Genomic DNA, 14,357 nt, shown 5'->3' with positions numbered 1-14,357 from the left:
TATGCGCGAAGCGCTCTTCATTGGACACACCTATATCGACGTCACAGTGCTGGCCGACAACTGGCCCACGGGCGACGAGAAGAGCGTGGCGCGGGATTACGCCGTATCCTTCGGCGGCAATGCGGTCACCGCCGCGTTCGCCTGCGCGCGGCTGGGCTCGCCGCCCGACCTGATCTGTTCGCTGGCGCCCGACTGGCTGGGCCATATGTACACCGACATGGCCGCGGCGCATGGCGTGTCGCTGCATGTGCGCCAGGTGCGCCGTTCCTCCTTGTCCTTCATCATGCCCAACGGCGGCAAGCGGGCGATCGTCCGCGCGCGCGACGTGGATTACCTGAACGACTTTCCCCGCCTGGACATCGGCGGCTACCGCGCCCTGCACCTGGACGGGCACCAGCCCGACGCAGCCCTGCATTACGCCCGGGCCTGCCGCCAGGCGGGCGTGCTGACTTCGCTGGATGGCGGGAGCGTGCGCGAGAACACCGACGAGTTGCTGCGTTACATCGACGTGGCGGTCTGCGCCGAGCGCATGTGCGAACAGCTTGGCTTGTCGCCTCAGGGCCTGCTGGACCTGCTCAAGGCCAGGGGCTGCCGCATCGGCGCCGTCACGATGGGCGAGCGTGGGATGCTCTGGTACGACGAGGCGGGCACCGTGGATGTCCTGCCTTCGCTGGACGTGCCGGGGTCGAGCATCGTCGACACCTCGGGGGCGGGCGACGTGTTCCGCGGTGCCTACGTCTGGTCTTACCTGAACCGGCCGGAACAGCCCTGGTCGGAACACTTCACGTTCGCACGGGCCGCGTCCGCCCACAAGATCCAGCGCCTGGGCAACGAAGCGGGTTTGCCGCAGGTCGAGGACGTGGAGAGGGCGATGATGGCGTTCGGGCCGAAAATCCCGGATCTTCCGTGTGTCTGACACCCCGCCTTCCTTTCCGTGTGTCTGACGCCCTTACGAGACAGTCCGCCATGCATGGGACGGTCTTCCCGGGTGTCTGACACCGGCTGACTTTGAAGCCGTTCATACAGAACACGTGTCAGACACCCGTGAAGGCAATCCGGCAATCGTCAGGCCATTTCGTACGGGTGTCAGACACTGGCAGGATCGGCCACCTGGATAGAACGGGTGTCAGACACAGGCAGGATCGGCTACCTGGATAGGGCGGGTGTCAGACACCGGAGGGATGGATGTCCTGCCCGTGGATCTCGCCGATCCAGTCGTCGATGCGCCTGCCTTGCAGCGTCAGGTCCGGCGCCAGGTCGCGCAGCGGCAGCAGCACGAAGGCGCGCAGGTGCATGCGGGGGTGGGGCAGCGACAGGCGCTCGTGGTCCATCTGGATATCGCCATACAGCAGCAGGTCCAGGTCCAGCGTGCGCGGCGCGTTTTTGTAGGGACGCAGGCGGCCGTGGCGGTTTTCCAGCGCTTGCAGGGCGTCCAGCAAGGCCAGCGGGCTCAGGCGGGTGTCCACCGCCGCCACCGCGTTGACGAAATCCGGGCCGGTGGCCTCCACCGGCGCGCTGCGGTAGAACGGCGAGGCCGCCACCGCCAGGATGCCGTCGGTGTCGCGCAGCTCGGCAAGCGTCTGGCGCAGCGTCGCCGCGCCGTCGCCGAGATTGGCGCCCAAGCCGACGTAGGCGCGGACGGAGGCGGGCGGCATGGGTCAGCCGGCGCTGGGCGTGCCGCGCGAGGGCGAGCGGCGCGGGCGACGGCGCTTGCGCGGGGCGGGCGCATCGCCGGCGTCGCGCGGCTGGCGGGCGATTTCCTCGATCATGTCGGCGCGGGTGACGTCGTCGGCATTGGCCAGGTCCATCCACCATTGCGCCAGCACGCTGTCGAACTCGCCGGCGGCGGCGCGCAATTGCAGGAAGTCGCAGGCTGCGCGGAAGCGCGGCTGCTCGATCATGCGGAAGATGCTCTTGCCCATGCGGCGCTCGAAGCGCGGCTGCATGAACCAGATTTCGCGCATGTCCGACGAAAAGCGGCGCTGGATCGCGAGCTTCTCGGTTTGTTCGTCCAGCACGGAGTCGGCGGCCTGCGATAGCGCGGGAATGGTGTGCTCGCCCTGGGAACGCAGTTGCTTCCAGCGCACGTCCACCTGCTGCCACAGCAGCGCGGCGAACAGGAAGCTCGGGCTGATGGTCTTGCCCGAACGCACGCGCGCATCGGTGCGTTCCAGCGCCAGCTCCACGAAATGCTCGCCGCCGGGCTGTTCCAGCACGACGTCCAGCAGGGGCAGCAAGCCCTTGTGCAGGCCGTCCGCGCGCAGCTGGCGCAGGCAGTCCATGGCATGGCCGCAGGTCAGCAGCTTGAGCATTTCGTCGAACAGGCGCGAGGCCGGCACGTTCTCGATCAGGTCGGCCATCGTGCCGATCGGCTGGCGCGTGGCCGGATCGATCGAACCATTGAGCTTGGCGGCGAAGCGCACGGCGCGCAGCATGCGGACCGGGTCTTCGCGGTAGCGCTTGGCGGGATCGCCGATGATGCGGATCTGGCGCTTCTTCAGGTCGGCCACGCCATTGTGGTAGTCGATGACTTCCTCGGTGTGCGGGTCGTAGTACAGCGCGTTCATGGTGAAGTCGCGCCGCTTGGCGTCTTCTTCCTGCGTGCCGAACACGTTGTCGCGCAGGATGCGGCCGTGTTCGTCGGTCTCCTGGTCTTCCGAGGCGGGCGCGCGGAAGGTGGAGGTTTCGATGATTTCCTGGCCGAACACCACGTGCACCAGCTGGAAGCGGCGGCCGATGATGCGGGCGCGGCGGAACAGCGGGCGGATCTCTTCGGGCGTGGCGTTGGTGGCCACGTCGAAATCCTTGGGTTCCAGTCCGACGATCAGGTCGCGCACCGCGCCGCCCACGATATAGGCCTCATAGCCGTGCTGGCGCAGGACTTCGCAGACCTTGATCGCGTGTCGCGATACGTTGCGGCGGTCTATGCCGTGTTTGTCGCGCGCGATGCGCAACGGCCCCCGGGGTGCCGGCGCGAACAGTCGGCCGACGAATTTTTTTATGGTTTCAGTGATCATTTAGGACTTCGCATCTTCCATGTGGTCGAACAAGTCGATCACTTGCCAACCGCGTTCCTGGGCAATCTTGCGCAGGGAGGGGCTGGGGTTCGCGGCGATCGGACGGGTCACTTTCTCGAGCAGGGGGACATCATTCACCGAATCGCTATAGAAAAACGATTCCGGGAAATCCGCAAGCCCCAGGTTCATGCCGGCCAGCCAGTCGTTCACGCGCACGACCTTGCCTTCCTTGAAGCTGGGCGTGCCCAGGATGCGGCCGGTGTAGCGGCCGTGCAGGTATTCCGCATCGGTCGCCACGAGGTGGGGCACGCCGAAGGCGCGCGCGATGGGGGCGGTGACGAAGCTGTTGGTGGCCGTGACGACCGCGCACAGGTCGCCCGCTTCCAGGTGCGATTGCACCAGGTCGCGCGCGGCGGGCGTCATGGACGGGCGGATCACCTCTTCCATGAACGCTTCGTGCCAGGCCGCCAGGTCGTAGGGCGTGTGCGCGGCCAGCAGGCCGAGCATGAACTCGGCGGCCTGCTCGGCGGTCAGTTCGCCACGGTTGTAGCGGTCCATCAGATCGTCGTTCCGGCGGCGGGCTTCGTCGGGATCGCCCGCGCGGCCCGTGCGTGCCAGATAGTCGGCCCATTGGTAGTCGCTGTCGAGCGGCAACAGGGTGTGATCCAGGTCGAACAGGGCGAGACGTCGGGTGGTCATGTGCGTTGCGAATCAGGGTCTGCGAGCATGGCGCGCAGCAGGGGCAGGGTGATAGGGCGGCCGGTGGCCAGGGAATAGCGGTCGAGCGCGTCGAGCAGCGCCGCCAGCTTGCGGATGTCGCGCTCGTGGTGCGTGAGCATCCAGTTGATGATTTCGGGGGCCAGGTGCATGCCGCGCTCGGCCGCCTGGGCGGACAGGGCGGCCAGTTTGTCGGCGTCGGACAGCGGATCCAGGCGGAACACCAGGTCCCAGCCCAGGCGCGTGCGCAGGTCTTCGCGCAGCGGCATGGACAAGGGGGCGCGGTCGCCCGCGAGGGCCAGCGCGAAGGCACGGCCCGTCGCGGCGGATTCGCGCCAGCGGTTGTATAGGGCGAACAGGGCGGCCTGGCGGCTGTCGTTCATGCGGTGCACGTCGTCGACCGCCACGAACTTGGGCATGGGCGACTTGGAGTCGGCTTCGGCCAGGCGGCGCAACATGTTCTCGCCGTTGGCGGCGTCGATGTAGACGGCGTCGCGCCGCGCGGTCAGCGCGCGCAGCAGATGGCTGCGGCCGCAACCCGCGGCGCCCCAGATATACAAGGCGCGGCCGGGTTCGAGCGCGCGCACGGCTGCGAGCGCTTCTCCGTTGGGGCCGGCGATATAGTTGTTCAGCGATGGCGCTGGCGCGGGAAGAACGTCGAGCAGCAGCTGGCGGTTCATGAGAGCTTATCAATCAGGCTTGTTCGGAGCACCAGAAAACCAACGCCGCGAGTCCACTTGGCGGGGTTCCGCGAGCGGCATGCCGGGCAGCGCCGCCGGGTGCCGAAAAGCCAAAAAAACGGTAATACAGGGGCCGGAGCCGGGCGCAATGCAAGCCGAAACAGGGCCGCGTCGGGCTTCAGCCGTCAGAAACTGGCAAAATCAATACCGGCGAACCCTACACTTTAAACCACCTGAGGGGGCAGTGTCGCGTCCGAGCCCGCCGGCCGGCGTGGCTTTGCGCGATTCTGCCTCCCGTTCCCGGGCCGCTTTCGCGGCGCCCAGGCGGGGACAATCCCTGCTCGAGCCCGCAACATCGTAAAATGCGGGGCGTTCCACCCAAATCCCTGCAATTGTTACATACCCCACGGCATTTCTCATGACGAATCAACCTACCGCCCCTCTGACCTACCGCGATGCCGGTGTCGACATCGACGCAGGCGACGCCCTGGTCGACCGTATCAAACCGCTTGCGGCCCGCACGATGCGTGCCGGGGTGCTGGCCGGTATCGGCGGCTTCGGCGGCTTGTTCGAAGTGCCGAAGACGTTCAAGGAGCCCGTGCTGGTTTCGGGCACCGACGGCGTGGGCACCAAGCTGCGCCTGGCGTTCGACTGGAACCGCCACGACACCGTGGGTATCGACCTGGTCGCCATGAGCGTCAACGATATTCTGGTGCAGGGCGCGGAACCGCTGTTTTTCCTGGACTATTTCGGCTGCGGCAAGCTTTCGGTGGATACGGCGGCGTCGGTGGTGGGCGGCATCGCCAAGGGCTGCGAGCTGTCGGGCTGCGCGCTGATCGGCGGCGAAACCGCCGAGATGCCGGGCATGTACCCTGACGGCGAGTACGACCTGGCCGGCTTTGCGGTGGGCGCGGTCGAAAAGTCCGCCATCATCACAGGCCAAACGATCAAGACCGGCGACGTTGTGCTGGGCCTGGCGTCCAGCGGCGCGCACTCCAACGGTTATTCGCTGCTGCGCAAGATCCTCGAGCGCGCCAACGCCAAGCCCGACGACGACTTCCACGGCCAGCCGCTGGTCGACGTCGTCATGGCGCCGACGCGCATCTACGTGAAGCAGGTGCTGGCCGCGCTGGCCAAGCACGGCGCCAGCATCAAGGGCCTGGCCCACATCACGGGCGGCGGCCTGCTGGACAACGTGCCGCGCATCCTGCAGCCCGGCCTGGCGGCCCAGCTGCATCGCGCCAACTGGGAAATGCCCAAGCTGTTCCAGTGGCTGCAGGAACAGGGCGGCGTCGAAGACACCGAGATGTACCGCGTATTCAACTGCGGCATCGGCATGGTGCTGGTCGTGGACCCGGCCGACGCCGAAGCCATCGCCGCCACGCTGCGCGAGCAGGGCGAAACCGTCAGCACGCTGGGCGAAATCGTCGAGCAGAAAGAAGGCATGGCGCAGACTTTCGTCGTCTGATCCTGCGCGTGTCAGACACCCTAAGAGCCGCCGGCACAAGCCGAAGCCGATCTCCCCGGGTGTCTGACACCGCCTGACTTTAAATCTGTCACCCAATCACTCCCCCAGCATTACTGCCACCGCATCGATGGTCTGCGCCACGGCATCCGCCGCGAGGCAGTCCACGATGGCGCGCTCGGGTTGCGCGCGCAGCCAGGTGATCTGGCGCTTGGCCAGCTGGCGCGTGGCGGCGATGCCTTGTTCGCGCGCGGTGTCCAGGTCGATTTCACCGTCCAGGTGCGCCCACATTTGCCGGTACCCCACGCAACGCACGGACGGCAGGCCTGGATGCAGGTCGGCCCGGGCGTGCAGGCCGCGCACCTCGTCGAGCAGCCCCTTGGCCAGCATGGCGTCGAAGCGCTGTTCGATGCGCGCGTGCAGGGCGGCGCGGTCGGAAGGTTCCAGGCTGATGGTGACGTACTGGTTGCCGCTGTCATCGCGCTGGCGCTGGCCGCGCAGCAACAGGGCCGACATGGGTTGACCCGAAAGCCGGCAGATCTCGAGCGCGCGCTGGATGCGCTGGCTGTCGTTGGGCGCCAGGCGGGCCGCGGTCACGGGGTCCAGCAGGGCCAGCTCGGCATGCAGCGCTGGCCAGCCCTGGAGGGCCGCGCGGGCCTCCAGTTCGGCGCGTAGCGCCGGGTCGGCCTGGGGCAGGTCATCCAGGCCGTCGCGCAGCGCCTTGTAGTACATCATGGTGCCGCCTGCCAGCAGCGGAATGCGGCCGCGCGAGCGGATCTCGTCGATCAGGCGCAGCGCGTCGGCGACGAATTCGGCGGCGGAGTACGACTGGACGGGGTCCAGGATGTCCAGCAGGTGCTGCGGAACGCGCGCCTGTTCGTCGGGCGATGGCTTGGCCGTGCCGATGTCCATGCCGCTGTAGATCGTCGCCGAATCCACGTTGACGATTTCCAGCGGCCAGCGTTCGGCCAGCGCCAGGGTAGACGCACTTTTGCCGGCGGCGGTGGGGCCGGCCAGGCAGATGACCCGGCGCGCGGCGGCGGAGGAAAGCGCGGGCGAAGACAAGCCTATTGCCCGCGCAGGAAGAGCTTGTCCAGATCGGACACCGACCATTGCACCCAGGTCGGACGGCCGTGGTTGCACTGGTCCGCGCGCTCGGTGGCTTCCATCTGGCGCAGCAGCGCATTCATTTCTTCGATGGTGAGCTTGCGGTTGGCGCGCACGGAGCCGTGGCAGGCCATGGTGGACAGCAATTCGTTGCGCTGTTCGGTCAGGAGGCGCGAGACGCCCACGGCGCCCAGGTCGCGCAGCACCGCGCGGGCCAGGGTTTCGATGTCGCCGCGCGCCAGGATGGCCGGCACGGAGCGCACGGCGATCGAGGTGGGGCCGGAAGGTCGCATCTCGAAGCCCAGGCCTTGCAGCTGCTCTTCGAATTCTTCGACCAGCGCCACGTCCTTTTCCTGGGCGTGGAAGACCACGGGCACCAGCAGGTCCTGGCGCGGCAGGCTGCGCGCGTCCAGCGCCTGCTTGAGCTGTTCGTACACCACGCGTTCATGGGCGGCATGCATGTCCACCAGCACCATGCCGCGGCGGTTCTGCGCCAGGATGTAGATGCCGTGCAATTGCCCCAGGGCCATGCCCAGCGGGTGTTCTTCGTCCGCCGGCATGGCCTGCGCGGGCGCGGCCGGCGCCGCGGAGGCTGGGTCGGGCTCGCGCAGGGACGCGGCTTTGGCGGCCGAGTCCTCGTCGAGCGGCCGGTAGAGCGATTGCCAGTCCGCAGCGGGGATCCCGGCAGGCTCGGCATGCAGCCGGAACGGGACCTGGGTGTGCGGACGCTGCGGCGCGGGCGAGGGGCGCAGCCCGTAGGACGCGCCGCCATTGCCACTGTAGGCCGGCCTGGGCGATTCCGCGGGCCGGGAGGAGGCGGGCTCGGGGACGGCTTGCGGCGGCGTGCCGGCCGCGGGGGCCGACGGGGCCGCCGTTTCGAATCCGGCGTCGTCGTCCTGGCTGGCCGGGGCGACCACGGCGGAGCCGCCGGTTTGCGCCAGCGTCTGGCCGACCGCATGGGAAACGAAGCGGTGGACGGCGCCGCTGTCGCGAAAGCGCACTTCGTGCTTGGCGGGGTGGACGTTCACGTCCACCGCGGCTGGGTCGATATCCAGGAACAGCACGTAGGCGGGCTGGCGGTCGCCGTGCAGCACGTCGGCGTAAGCGGCGCGCAGGGCGTGGCTGACCGTGCGGTCGCGCACGTAGCGGCCGTTGACGTACAGGTACTGGCGGTCTGCCCGGGCGCGCGCGGCGGTGGGGCGGGTGATCATGCCGGCGAGGCTGACGTTGCCGACCGAATGCGACAGCAGCAGGCCGTGCTCGGCGAACTCCGCGCCCAGCACGTCGCGGATGCGCTGGGGCGGTTCGGCGGGCAGCCATTGGCGCTGCGCGCGGTCGTGGTGGAACAGGCGGAAGGCGATCTGCGGATGCGCCAGCGCGATGCGCTCCATGGCGTCCACGCAATGGCCGAACTCCGTGGCCTCGGACCTTAGGAACTTGCGGCGGGCAGGCACGGCATCGAACAGCTGGCGCACGTCGACCGTGGTGCCGGGCGGGCCCGAAGCAGGGGTGACCTGCATGCTGCCGGCTTCGATCTGCCAGGCATGTTCGCCGTCGCGGGTGCGGGAGATGATGGTGACCTGGGCCACCGAGGCAATGGACGCCAGGGCTTCGCCCCGGAACCCCATGGACGCCACCGATTCCAGTTCGCCCAGCGAGCGGATCTTGCTGGTGGCGTGGCGCGCGAGCGCCAGCGGCAGTTCATCGGGCGGGATGCCGCCGCCCTCCAGCCGCACTTCGATCGCGCGTCCGCCGGCATCGATGGCGTTCTCGAGGATTTCCTTGAGCACGGAGGCTGGCCGCTCGATGACCTCGCCGGCGGCGATCTGGCTGATCAGCAGGTCGGGAAGCGCAAGGATGGAGCGGCGTTCTGTCATGTTGCTGGACGTTTCTGGCATGGCTATGCGGATGATTTTAGCGTCATGGGCGGGTGGGCTATAGTCGCTGACACTTATTCCGTTCCCACCGCAGGGTTGTTTCGATGCTTGAATTCTTCAATATGGTCCTCCACATCGACCAGACGCTGGGCGTCTGGGTCGATCAGTATGGCGTGTGGGTGTACCTGGTGCTGTTCCTGATTGTGTTCGCGGAGACGGGGCTGGTCGTGCTGCCCTTCCTGCCGGGGGATTCGCTGCTGTTCATCGCCGGGGCCTTCGGCGCGACCGGCCACATCGATCCCTTCCTGATGGCGGGCCTGCTGATCGTCGCGGCGATCACCGGCAACACGGTCAACTACGCCGTGGGGCGCTATATCGGGCCTCGCGTGTTCTCGATGAACCTGCGTTTCCTTGATCGCGGCGCCTTGATGCGCACGCACGCGTTCTACGAAAAGCACGGGGGCAAGACCATCGTGATGTCGCGCTTCATTCCGGTCGTGCGCACGTTCGCGCCGTTCGTGGCGGGCGTGGCCGACATGCCGCTGGCCCGCTTCCAGCTATTCAATATCCTGGGCGCGCTCCTATGGGTGATCAGCCTGGTGGCCGCGGGTTACTTCTTCGGCAACATCCCGCTGGTGCGCGAACACCTGAACACCATTGTGTTGCTGGGCCTGGCCGCGGCGATCGTGCCGGTGATCGGGGCCGGGCTCTTCAAGCTATTCAAGGCGCGCCGCAGCGGGCCTTGAGGTCGCCCGCGCCCCGGCGTGGCGGCAAAAACAAAAAAGGCGATGCGCGCAATGGGCGCATCGCCTTTTTGTTTGCCTGGCCGCTACAGGAGGTAGCGGCCTTCCGCAAGGGCGGCTTTAGCTGACGTCGCCAAGCCGCGCGAGCGGCGGATTGGCGGTGAAGTAGCGCTGGATGCCCGTCATCATGGCCTGCGCCAGCTTGTCCTGGTGCGAACTGCTGCGCAGCAGGGCCTCTTCCTGCGGATTGCTGATGAAGGCGGTTTCGACCAGCACCGACGGAATGTCCGGCGCCTTCAGCACGGCGAAGCCGGCCTGCTCGACGCTGTTCTTGTGCAGGCGGTTGATCTTTTTGATTTCGTCCAGGAAGGCGCTGCCGACCTTCAGCGAATCGTTGATCTGCGCGGTGGTGGACAGGTCCAGCAGCACCTTCGCCACCTGGCGGTCGTGGCTGCCCAGGTTGACGCCGCCGATCAGGTCGGCCGCGTTTTCCTTGTCGGCCATCCAGCGCGCCTGGGTGCTGGTGGCGCCGCGCTGGGACAGCGCGAACACCGAGGAGCCGTTGGCCGAGGGCTTGATCCAGGCGTCGGCGTGGATGGAGATGAACAGGTCGGCGCGCACGCGCCGCGCCTTCTGCACACGCACGTGCAGAGGCACGAAGTAGTCGTCGTCGCGCGTGAGATAGGCGCGCATGTAGGGTTGGCTGTCGATCAGCGCCTTCAGGCGCCGGGCGATGCGCAGTACCACGTCCTTCTCGCGCAGGCCGCTGCTGCCGATGGCGCCCGGATCCTCGCCGCCGTGGCCGGGGTCCAGCGCGATGGTCAGCATGCGCTGCTTGCCGCGGCTCGCGGTGGCGGGCGGAGGCTTGGGCGTGGAGGGCAGGGGCGCGGCCGGCTGCTGGCCTTTGACGCGCGGCGGCTCGGGCGGGTCGGCGCGGGTCACCGGGTTGCGCTGGATGTCTTCCAGGATGCGCGCCAGCGGATCGTCGACGTCGGGGCCGCTTTGCTTGTTCAGGATCGCGATCAGCGGGTCCTGGGCGATTTTCGGGTACAGATCCAGCACCAGGCGGTACTGGTAGTCGGCCACGGGTTTGAGCGTGAATACCTGCGGCGCCACCGGCTGCTTCAGGTCGAACACCAGGCGCACGACGTTCGGGCGATTCTGCGCCACGCGCAGGCTCTGGATATAGGGGTCGTCCGGCCGGACCTTGGAAACCAGGTCGTTCAGGGCGGCGCTGATGGTCAGCCCTTCGATATCCACCACCAGGCGGTGGGGGTTTTCCAGGGTGAACTGTTCGGCCTTGAGTTCGCTGTCGAGCTCAAGCGTAACCCGGGTGTATTCGTCGGCCGGCCAGGTACGCACAGCCAGGATCGTCGCGGCCTGGGCCAGGCGCGGCAGAACCGGCAGGACGAGCAGGGTGGCGGCGACGCTGATCAGGCGGCGCCGGGTGGCGCCTGCCGAGGGGAGGGCGCCACTGAGGGCGGGGGGACAATCGCGTTCAACCATGTTTGTCCTCGAGCGGTGTACGCGGTCAGGGTGGCGTCACGTCCTTCGCCGGCGTAGGCGAGGGATATCAGCAGGTCGGGCGGGGGTAAAAGGCCCTCCGCCCGCTCAGGCCATTCGATCAAAACGACCGTGTCGTCACGCAGCAAATCCCGGAATCCTGCGTCCAACCATTCGCGCGAATCACTAAATCTATAAAAATCAAGGTGATAGAAGTATAAGTTAGAAACTTTATAGGATTCAAGCAGCGCGTAGCTTGGACTTTTGATTCGCCCTGTGATGCCGCATTCGCGCAACAGCGCCCGGGTGAAGGCCGTTTTCCCTGCGCCGAGGTCCCCCTGGAGGTGGATGCGGGCGCCCGCCAGCCCGGTGTCCCGGCCGGAAACCAGGGGGGCGAGCTGCCGCGCCAGCGACTCCGTGGCGGATTCGTCGGGCAGGTGCAAGGTCAGGCTGCAAAGAGGGGCGGACATGGCGCGGGGCGAGTGGTAAAAACGGTGGAGGAAACACGGATGTACGCGCAATTATAGGAATGCGGGTTTCTGCTAATCTAGTAGTGATTTTCATTCTCAAAATCAGCGTGGCCGGAACGCTGCTGCCGGCCGCTATCGACGTTGCCACGGAGTTGTACGCGCCATGAAGACCCGCATCGAAAAAGACACGTTTGGCCCGATTGAAGTGCCCGAAGACCACCTTTGGGGCGCCCAGACGCAGCGCTCGCTGCATTTCTTCGCGATTTCCACGGAAAAGATGCCGGCGCCGCTGGTCGAGGCGATGGCGCGCCTGAAGCGCGCGGCCGCCAAGGTCAATGCCGACCTGGGCGAGCTGGACCCGAAAATCGCCGACGGCATCATCCGCGCCGCCGATGAAGTGGTCGCCGGCAAATGGCCCGGCGAGTTCCCGTTGTCGGTCTGGCAGACCGGTTCGGGCACGCAAAGCAATATGAACATGAACGAGGTGCTGGCCAACCGCGCCTCCGAACTGCTGGGCGGCGTGCGTGGCGAAGAGCGCAAGGTCCACCCGAACGACCACGTGAACCGCGGGCAGTCGTCCAACGACACCTTTCCCACCGCCATGCACGTGGCGGCCGCCGTGCAGGTCGAGCACCACCTGCTGCCCTCGCTGAAGGCGCTGCGCGCTACGCTGGCCGCCAAGAGCGCGGCGTTCTACGACATCGTCAAGATCGGCCGCACGCACCTTCAGGACGCGACGCCGCTGACCCTGGGCCAGGAATTGTCCGGCTATGTCGCGCAGCTGGATCTGGCCGAACAGCAGATCCGCGCCACGCTGCCGGGCCTGCACCAGCTGGCCATCGGCGGGACCGCGGTGGGCACCGGCCTGAATGCGCATCCGCAGTTCAGCGCCAAGGTGGCGGCCGAACTGGCGCACGCCACCGGCACGGCCTTCGTTTCCGCGCCCAACAAGTTCCAGGCCCTGGCTTCGCACGAAGCGCTGCTGTTCGCGCATGGCGCGCTAAAGTCGCTGGCGGCCGGCTTGATGAAGATCGCCAACGATGTGCGCTGGCTGTCCAGCGGCCCGCGCTCGGGCCTGGGCGAGATCAGCATTCCCGAGAACGAGCCGGGCAGCTCGATCATGCCGGGCAAGGTCAACCCGACGCAATGCGAAGCTGTCACGATGCTGGCCGCGCAGGTGCTGGGCAACGACGTGGCGATCAACATCGGCGGGGCCAGCGGCAATTTCGAGCTGAACGTGTACAAGCCGCTGGTGATCCACAACTTCCTGCAATCCGTGCGCCTGCTGACCGACGGCATGGCCAGCTTCGACAAGCATTGCGCCGCGGGCATCGAGCCCAATCGCGAGCGCATCGCCGAGCTGGTGGACCGTTCGCTGATGCTGGTGACGGCGCTGAACCCGCACATCGGCTACGACAAGGCCGCGCAGATCGCGAAAAAGGCGCACAAGGAAGGCCTGTCCCTGAAGGAGTCGGCGCTGGCGCTGGGCTACCTGACCGAGGCGCAGTTCGCCGAATGGGTAGTGCCGGCTTCGATGACCAATAAATAGTGGGTCCCCGCGCCGCACTCGCTGGCTAGTCCCTGAGGGGGCGGGCGGCCTGGGGGGCGGATCTGGTGTCTGACACTTGTACGGTCTCGCACCCCGCCTAGCCGGCCAGCAGCAGCCACAGCGGGATCGTCAGGGCGGAAAAGAGCGTGCCCAGCGATATCAGCACCGCCACCATGCGGCCGTCGCCGCCCATGCGCATCGCCAGCACATAGGCCGCGGAGGCCGTGGGTAGGGCCGCGAACAGCAGGAGCATCCGCGTTTCCAGCGGCGGCAGGCACAGCAGGCCCGCCACCAGCCAGGCGACGGCGGGCAGCGCCACGAGCTTTACCGACAGCATCCACGCGATCAGCGCGCCATAGCCCTTGCCGCCTTCCCAGGACAGGCTGGCGCCCACGCAGATGATGCCCAGCGCGATCGCCGCCGCGCCCAGCCGGGCCAGCACCGTGTCCACGGGGCCGGGCAGGTGCAGGCCCGCAAGGTTGCAGGCCAGCCCCAGCAGGGTGGAGACCAGCAGCGGGTTGCGCGCCAATTCGCGCAGCAGGCTGCCGCCGCTGTGGCGAGCCAGGCCGTAGACCGCCGCCAGATTGGCCATCGGCACCGCGAAACCGACGATCAACGCCATGATCGTCTGGCCCTGCGTGCCGCCCAGGCTGGCGGACAGCGCCAGGCCGATGTAGGTGTTGAAGCGATAGCCGCATTGCGCCGACGAGGCCAGGCCCAGCGACGAGGGCCGCAGCACCAGGCCCGCCAGCCAGGACAGCGCGACACCCGAACCCACGACGGCCGCGGTGGCCTGCAACAGCATGGCGGCGTTGCCGGCCGTGATGGGGGTGCGGATGATGGACTGGAACAGCAGGGCGGGGAATAGGACGAAGTAGACCAGCCGCTCGGTTCCGGCAAAGAACTCCCGGGAAAAACCCAGTTTGTGGCGCAGCGCCCAACCCAGTGCAACCAGCATGAAATCAGGGAAAACCAGGAGGGCAACCGACATTGGCGAGTACGAATTGATGGGCGTCAACCGGGGATCGGCGCGCTATGCGACTGTAAGCATTTGCTGCTATTCTCCGTCATTCTGGCGGCCGCGTGTGCCACAAGCAACCTACAAAAGCAGTGCGATTCGACCAGCACCCCAGCAACGCGCCGCCACCGTCAATTGCTGACCCGTCTACAGGCGGGCACATCACAGACGGCCCGTTCACATGCGGGCCAGCAATATTGGAGGAAACACT

The 14,357-nt window shown here is 67.2% G+C and carries 13 protein-coding genes; 4 read left to right on the top strand and 9 right to left on the bottom strand.

All coding sequences use genetic code 11. The features are described 5' to 3' along the window. The first annotated feature begins 1 nt into the window (after position 1). Complete coding sequence (locus tag AGI3411_RS06895) at positions 2-916, top strand: sugar kinase (RefSeq protein WP_129526646.1); 915 nt, start codon at positions 2-4, stop codon at positions 914-916. 250 nt (positions 917-1,166) lie between these two features. Here AGI3411_RS06895 and AGI3411_RS06890 read toward each other — a convergent pair whose 3' ends face one another. From AGI3411_RS06890 to hda, 4 genes are read right to left on the bottom strand one after another with little or no spacing between them, the layout of a single operon-like run. After that, positions 1,167-1,655 carry a 2-amino-4-hydroxy-6-hydroxymethyldihydropteridine diphosphokinase gene (locus AGI3411_RS06890; protein WP_129526645.1) on the bottom strand — a complete coding sequence of 163 codons (489 nt, stop codon included), beginning with the start codon at positions 1,653-1,655 and terminating at the stop codon, positions 1,167-1,169. A gap of 3 nt (positions 1,656-1,658) precedes the next feature. Then, positions 1,659-3,017 (bottom strand): polynucleotide adenylyltransferase PcnB, encoded by a 1,359-nt coding sequence (gene pcnB / locus AGI3411_RS06885; RefSeq protein WP_129526644.1) that lies wholly within the window; start codon positions 3,015-3,017, stop codon positions 1,659-1,661. Beyond that, positions 3,018-3,716 (bottom strand): HAD family hydrolase, encoded by a 699-nt coding sequence (locus AGI3411_RS06880; protein WP_129526643.1) that lies wholly within the window; start codon positions 3,714-3,716, stop codon positions 3,018-3,020. It lies immediately after the preceding gene. Further along, a complete protein-coding gene (gene hda, locus AGI3411_RS06875; protein ID WP_129526642.1) occupies positions 3,713-4,414 on the bottom strand; it encodes a DnaA regulatory inactivator Hda in 702 nt (233 codons plus the stop codon). The genes AGI3411_RS06880 and hda overlap by 4 nt, the downstream gene beginning before the upstream one ends. Before the next feature lie 418 nt (positions 4,415-4,832). On the opposite strand from hda, the gene purM reads away from it, so the two are divergent. Then, entirely contained in the window at positions 4,833-5,882 is a 1,050-nt protein-coding gene (gene purM / locus AGI3411_RS06870) for a phosphoribosylformylglycinamidine cyclo-ligase (protein WP_129526641.1), read from the top strand. A 96-nt stretch (positions 5,883-5,978) separates the two neighbouring features. Here purM and miaA read toward each other — a convergent pair whose 3' ends face one another. Together miaA and mutL are read right to left on the bottom strand one after the other, a co-directional pair. Beyond that, positions 5,979-6,944, bottom strand: coding sequence for a tRNA (adenosine(37)-N6)-dimethylallyltransferase MiaA (gene miaA, locus AGI3411_RS06865; protein WP_129526640.1), 966 nt, complete (start codon positions 6,942-6,944; stop codon positions 5,979-5,981). A 2-nt stretch (positions 6,945-6,946) separates the two neighbouring features. Then, positions 6,947-8,863 (bottom strand): DNA mismatch repair endonuclease MutL, encoded by a 1,917-nt coding sequence (gene mutL, locus AGI3411_RS06860; RefSeq protein WP_129526639.1) that lies wholly within the window; start codon positions 8,861-8,863, stop codon positions 6,947-6,949. 104 nt (positions 8,864-8,967) lie between these two features. Between mutL and AGI3411_RS06855 the strand changes: the two genes are divergently transcribed. Beyond that, positions 8,968-9,609 carry a VTT domain-containing protein gene (locus AGI3411_RS06855; protein ID WP_129526638.1) on the top strand — a complete coding sequence of 214 codons (642 nt, stop codon included), beginning with the start codon at positions 8,968-8,970 and terminating at the stop codon, positions 9,607-9,609. A gap of 117 nt (positions 9,610-9,726) precedes the next feature. Here AGI3411_RS06855 and AGI3411_RS06850 read toward each other — a convergent pair whose 3' ends face one another. Further along, a complete protein-coding gene (locus AGI3411_RS06850) occupies positions 9,727-11,112 on the bottom strand; it encodes an N-acetylmuramoyl-L-alanine amidase (RefSeq protein WP_165359086.1) in 1,386 nt (461 codons plus the stop codon). Then, positions 11,040-11,579 carry a tRNA (adenosine(37)-N6)-threonylcarbamoyltransferase complex ATPase subunit type 1 TsaE gene (gene tsaE, locus AGI3411_RS06845; protein ID WP_129526637.1) on the bottom strand — a complete coding sequence of 180 codons (540 nt, stop codon included), beginning with the start codon at positions 11,577-11,579 and terminating at the stop codon, positions 11,040-11,042. Before tsaE ends, AGI3411_RS06850 begins: the two co-directional genes overlap by 73 nt. Before the next feature lie 163 nt (positions 11,580-11,742). Between tsaE and fumC the strand changes: the two genes are divergently transcribed. Continuing rightward, on the top strand, positions 11,743-13,128 hold the full coding sequence (gene fumC, locus AGI3411_RS06840) for a class II fumarate hydratase (RefSeq protein WP_129526636.1): 1,386 nt from the start codon (positions 11,743-11,745) through the stop codon (positions 13,126-13,128). Positions 13,129-13,225: 97 nt separating this feature from the next. Here fumC and AGI3411_RS06835 read toward each other — a convergent pair whose 3' ends face one another. Continuing rightward, positions 13,226-14,119 carry an AEC family transporter gene (locus AGI3411_RS06835; protein ID WP_129526635.1) on the bottom strand — a complete coding sequence of 298 codons (894 nt, stop codon included), beginning with the start codon at positions 14,117-14,119 and terminating at the stop codon, positions 13,226-13,228. Positions 14,120-14,357 lie beyond the last annotated feature (238 nt).

Source organism: Achromobacter agilis (genome assembly GCF_900496965.1).
GTDB lineage: Bacteria > Pseudomonadota > Gammaproteobacteria > Burkholderiales > Burkholderiaceae_B > Achromobacter > Achromobacter agilis.
Note: the sequence above shows the minus strand (reverse complement) of the source record. Positions and strands in the feature narration are given on the sequence as shown.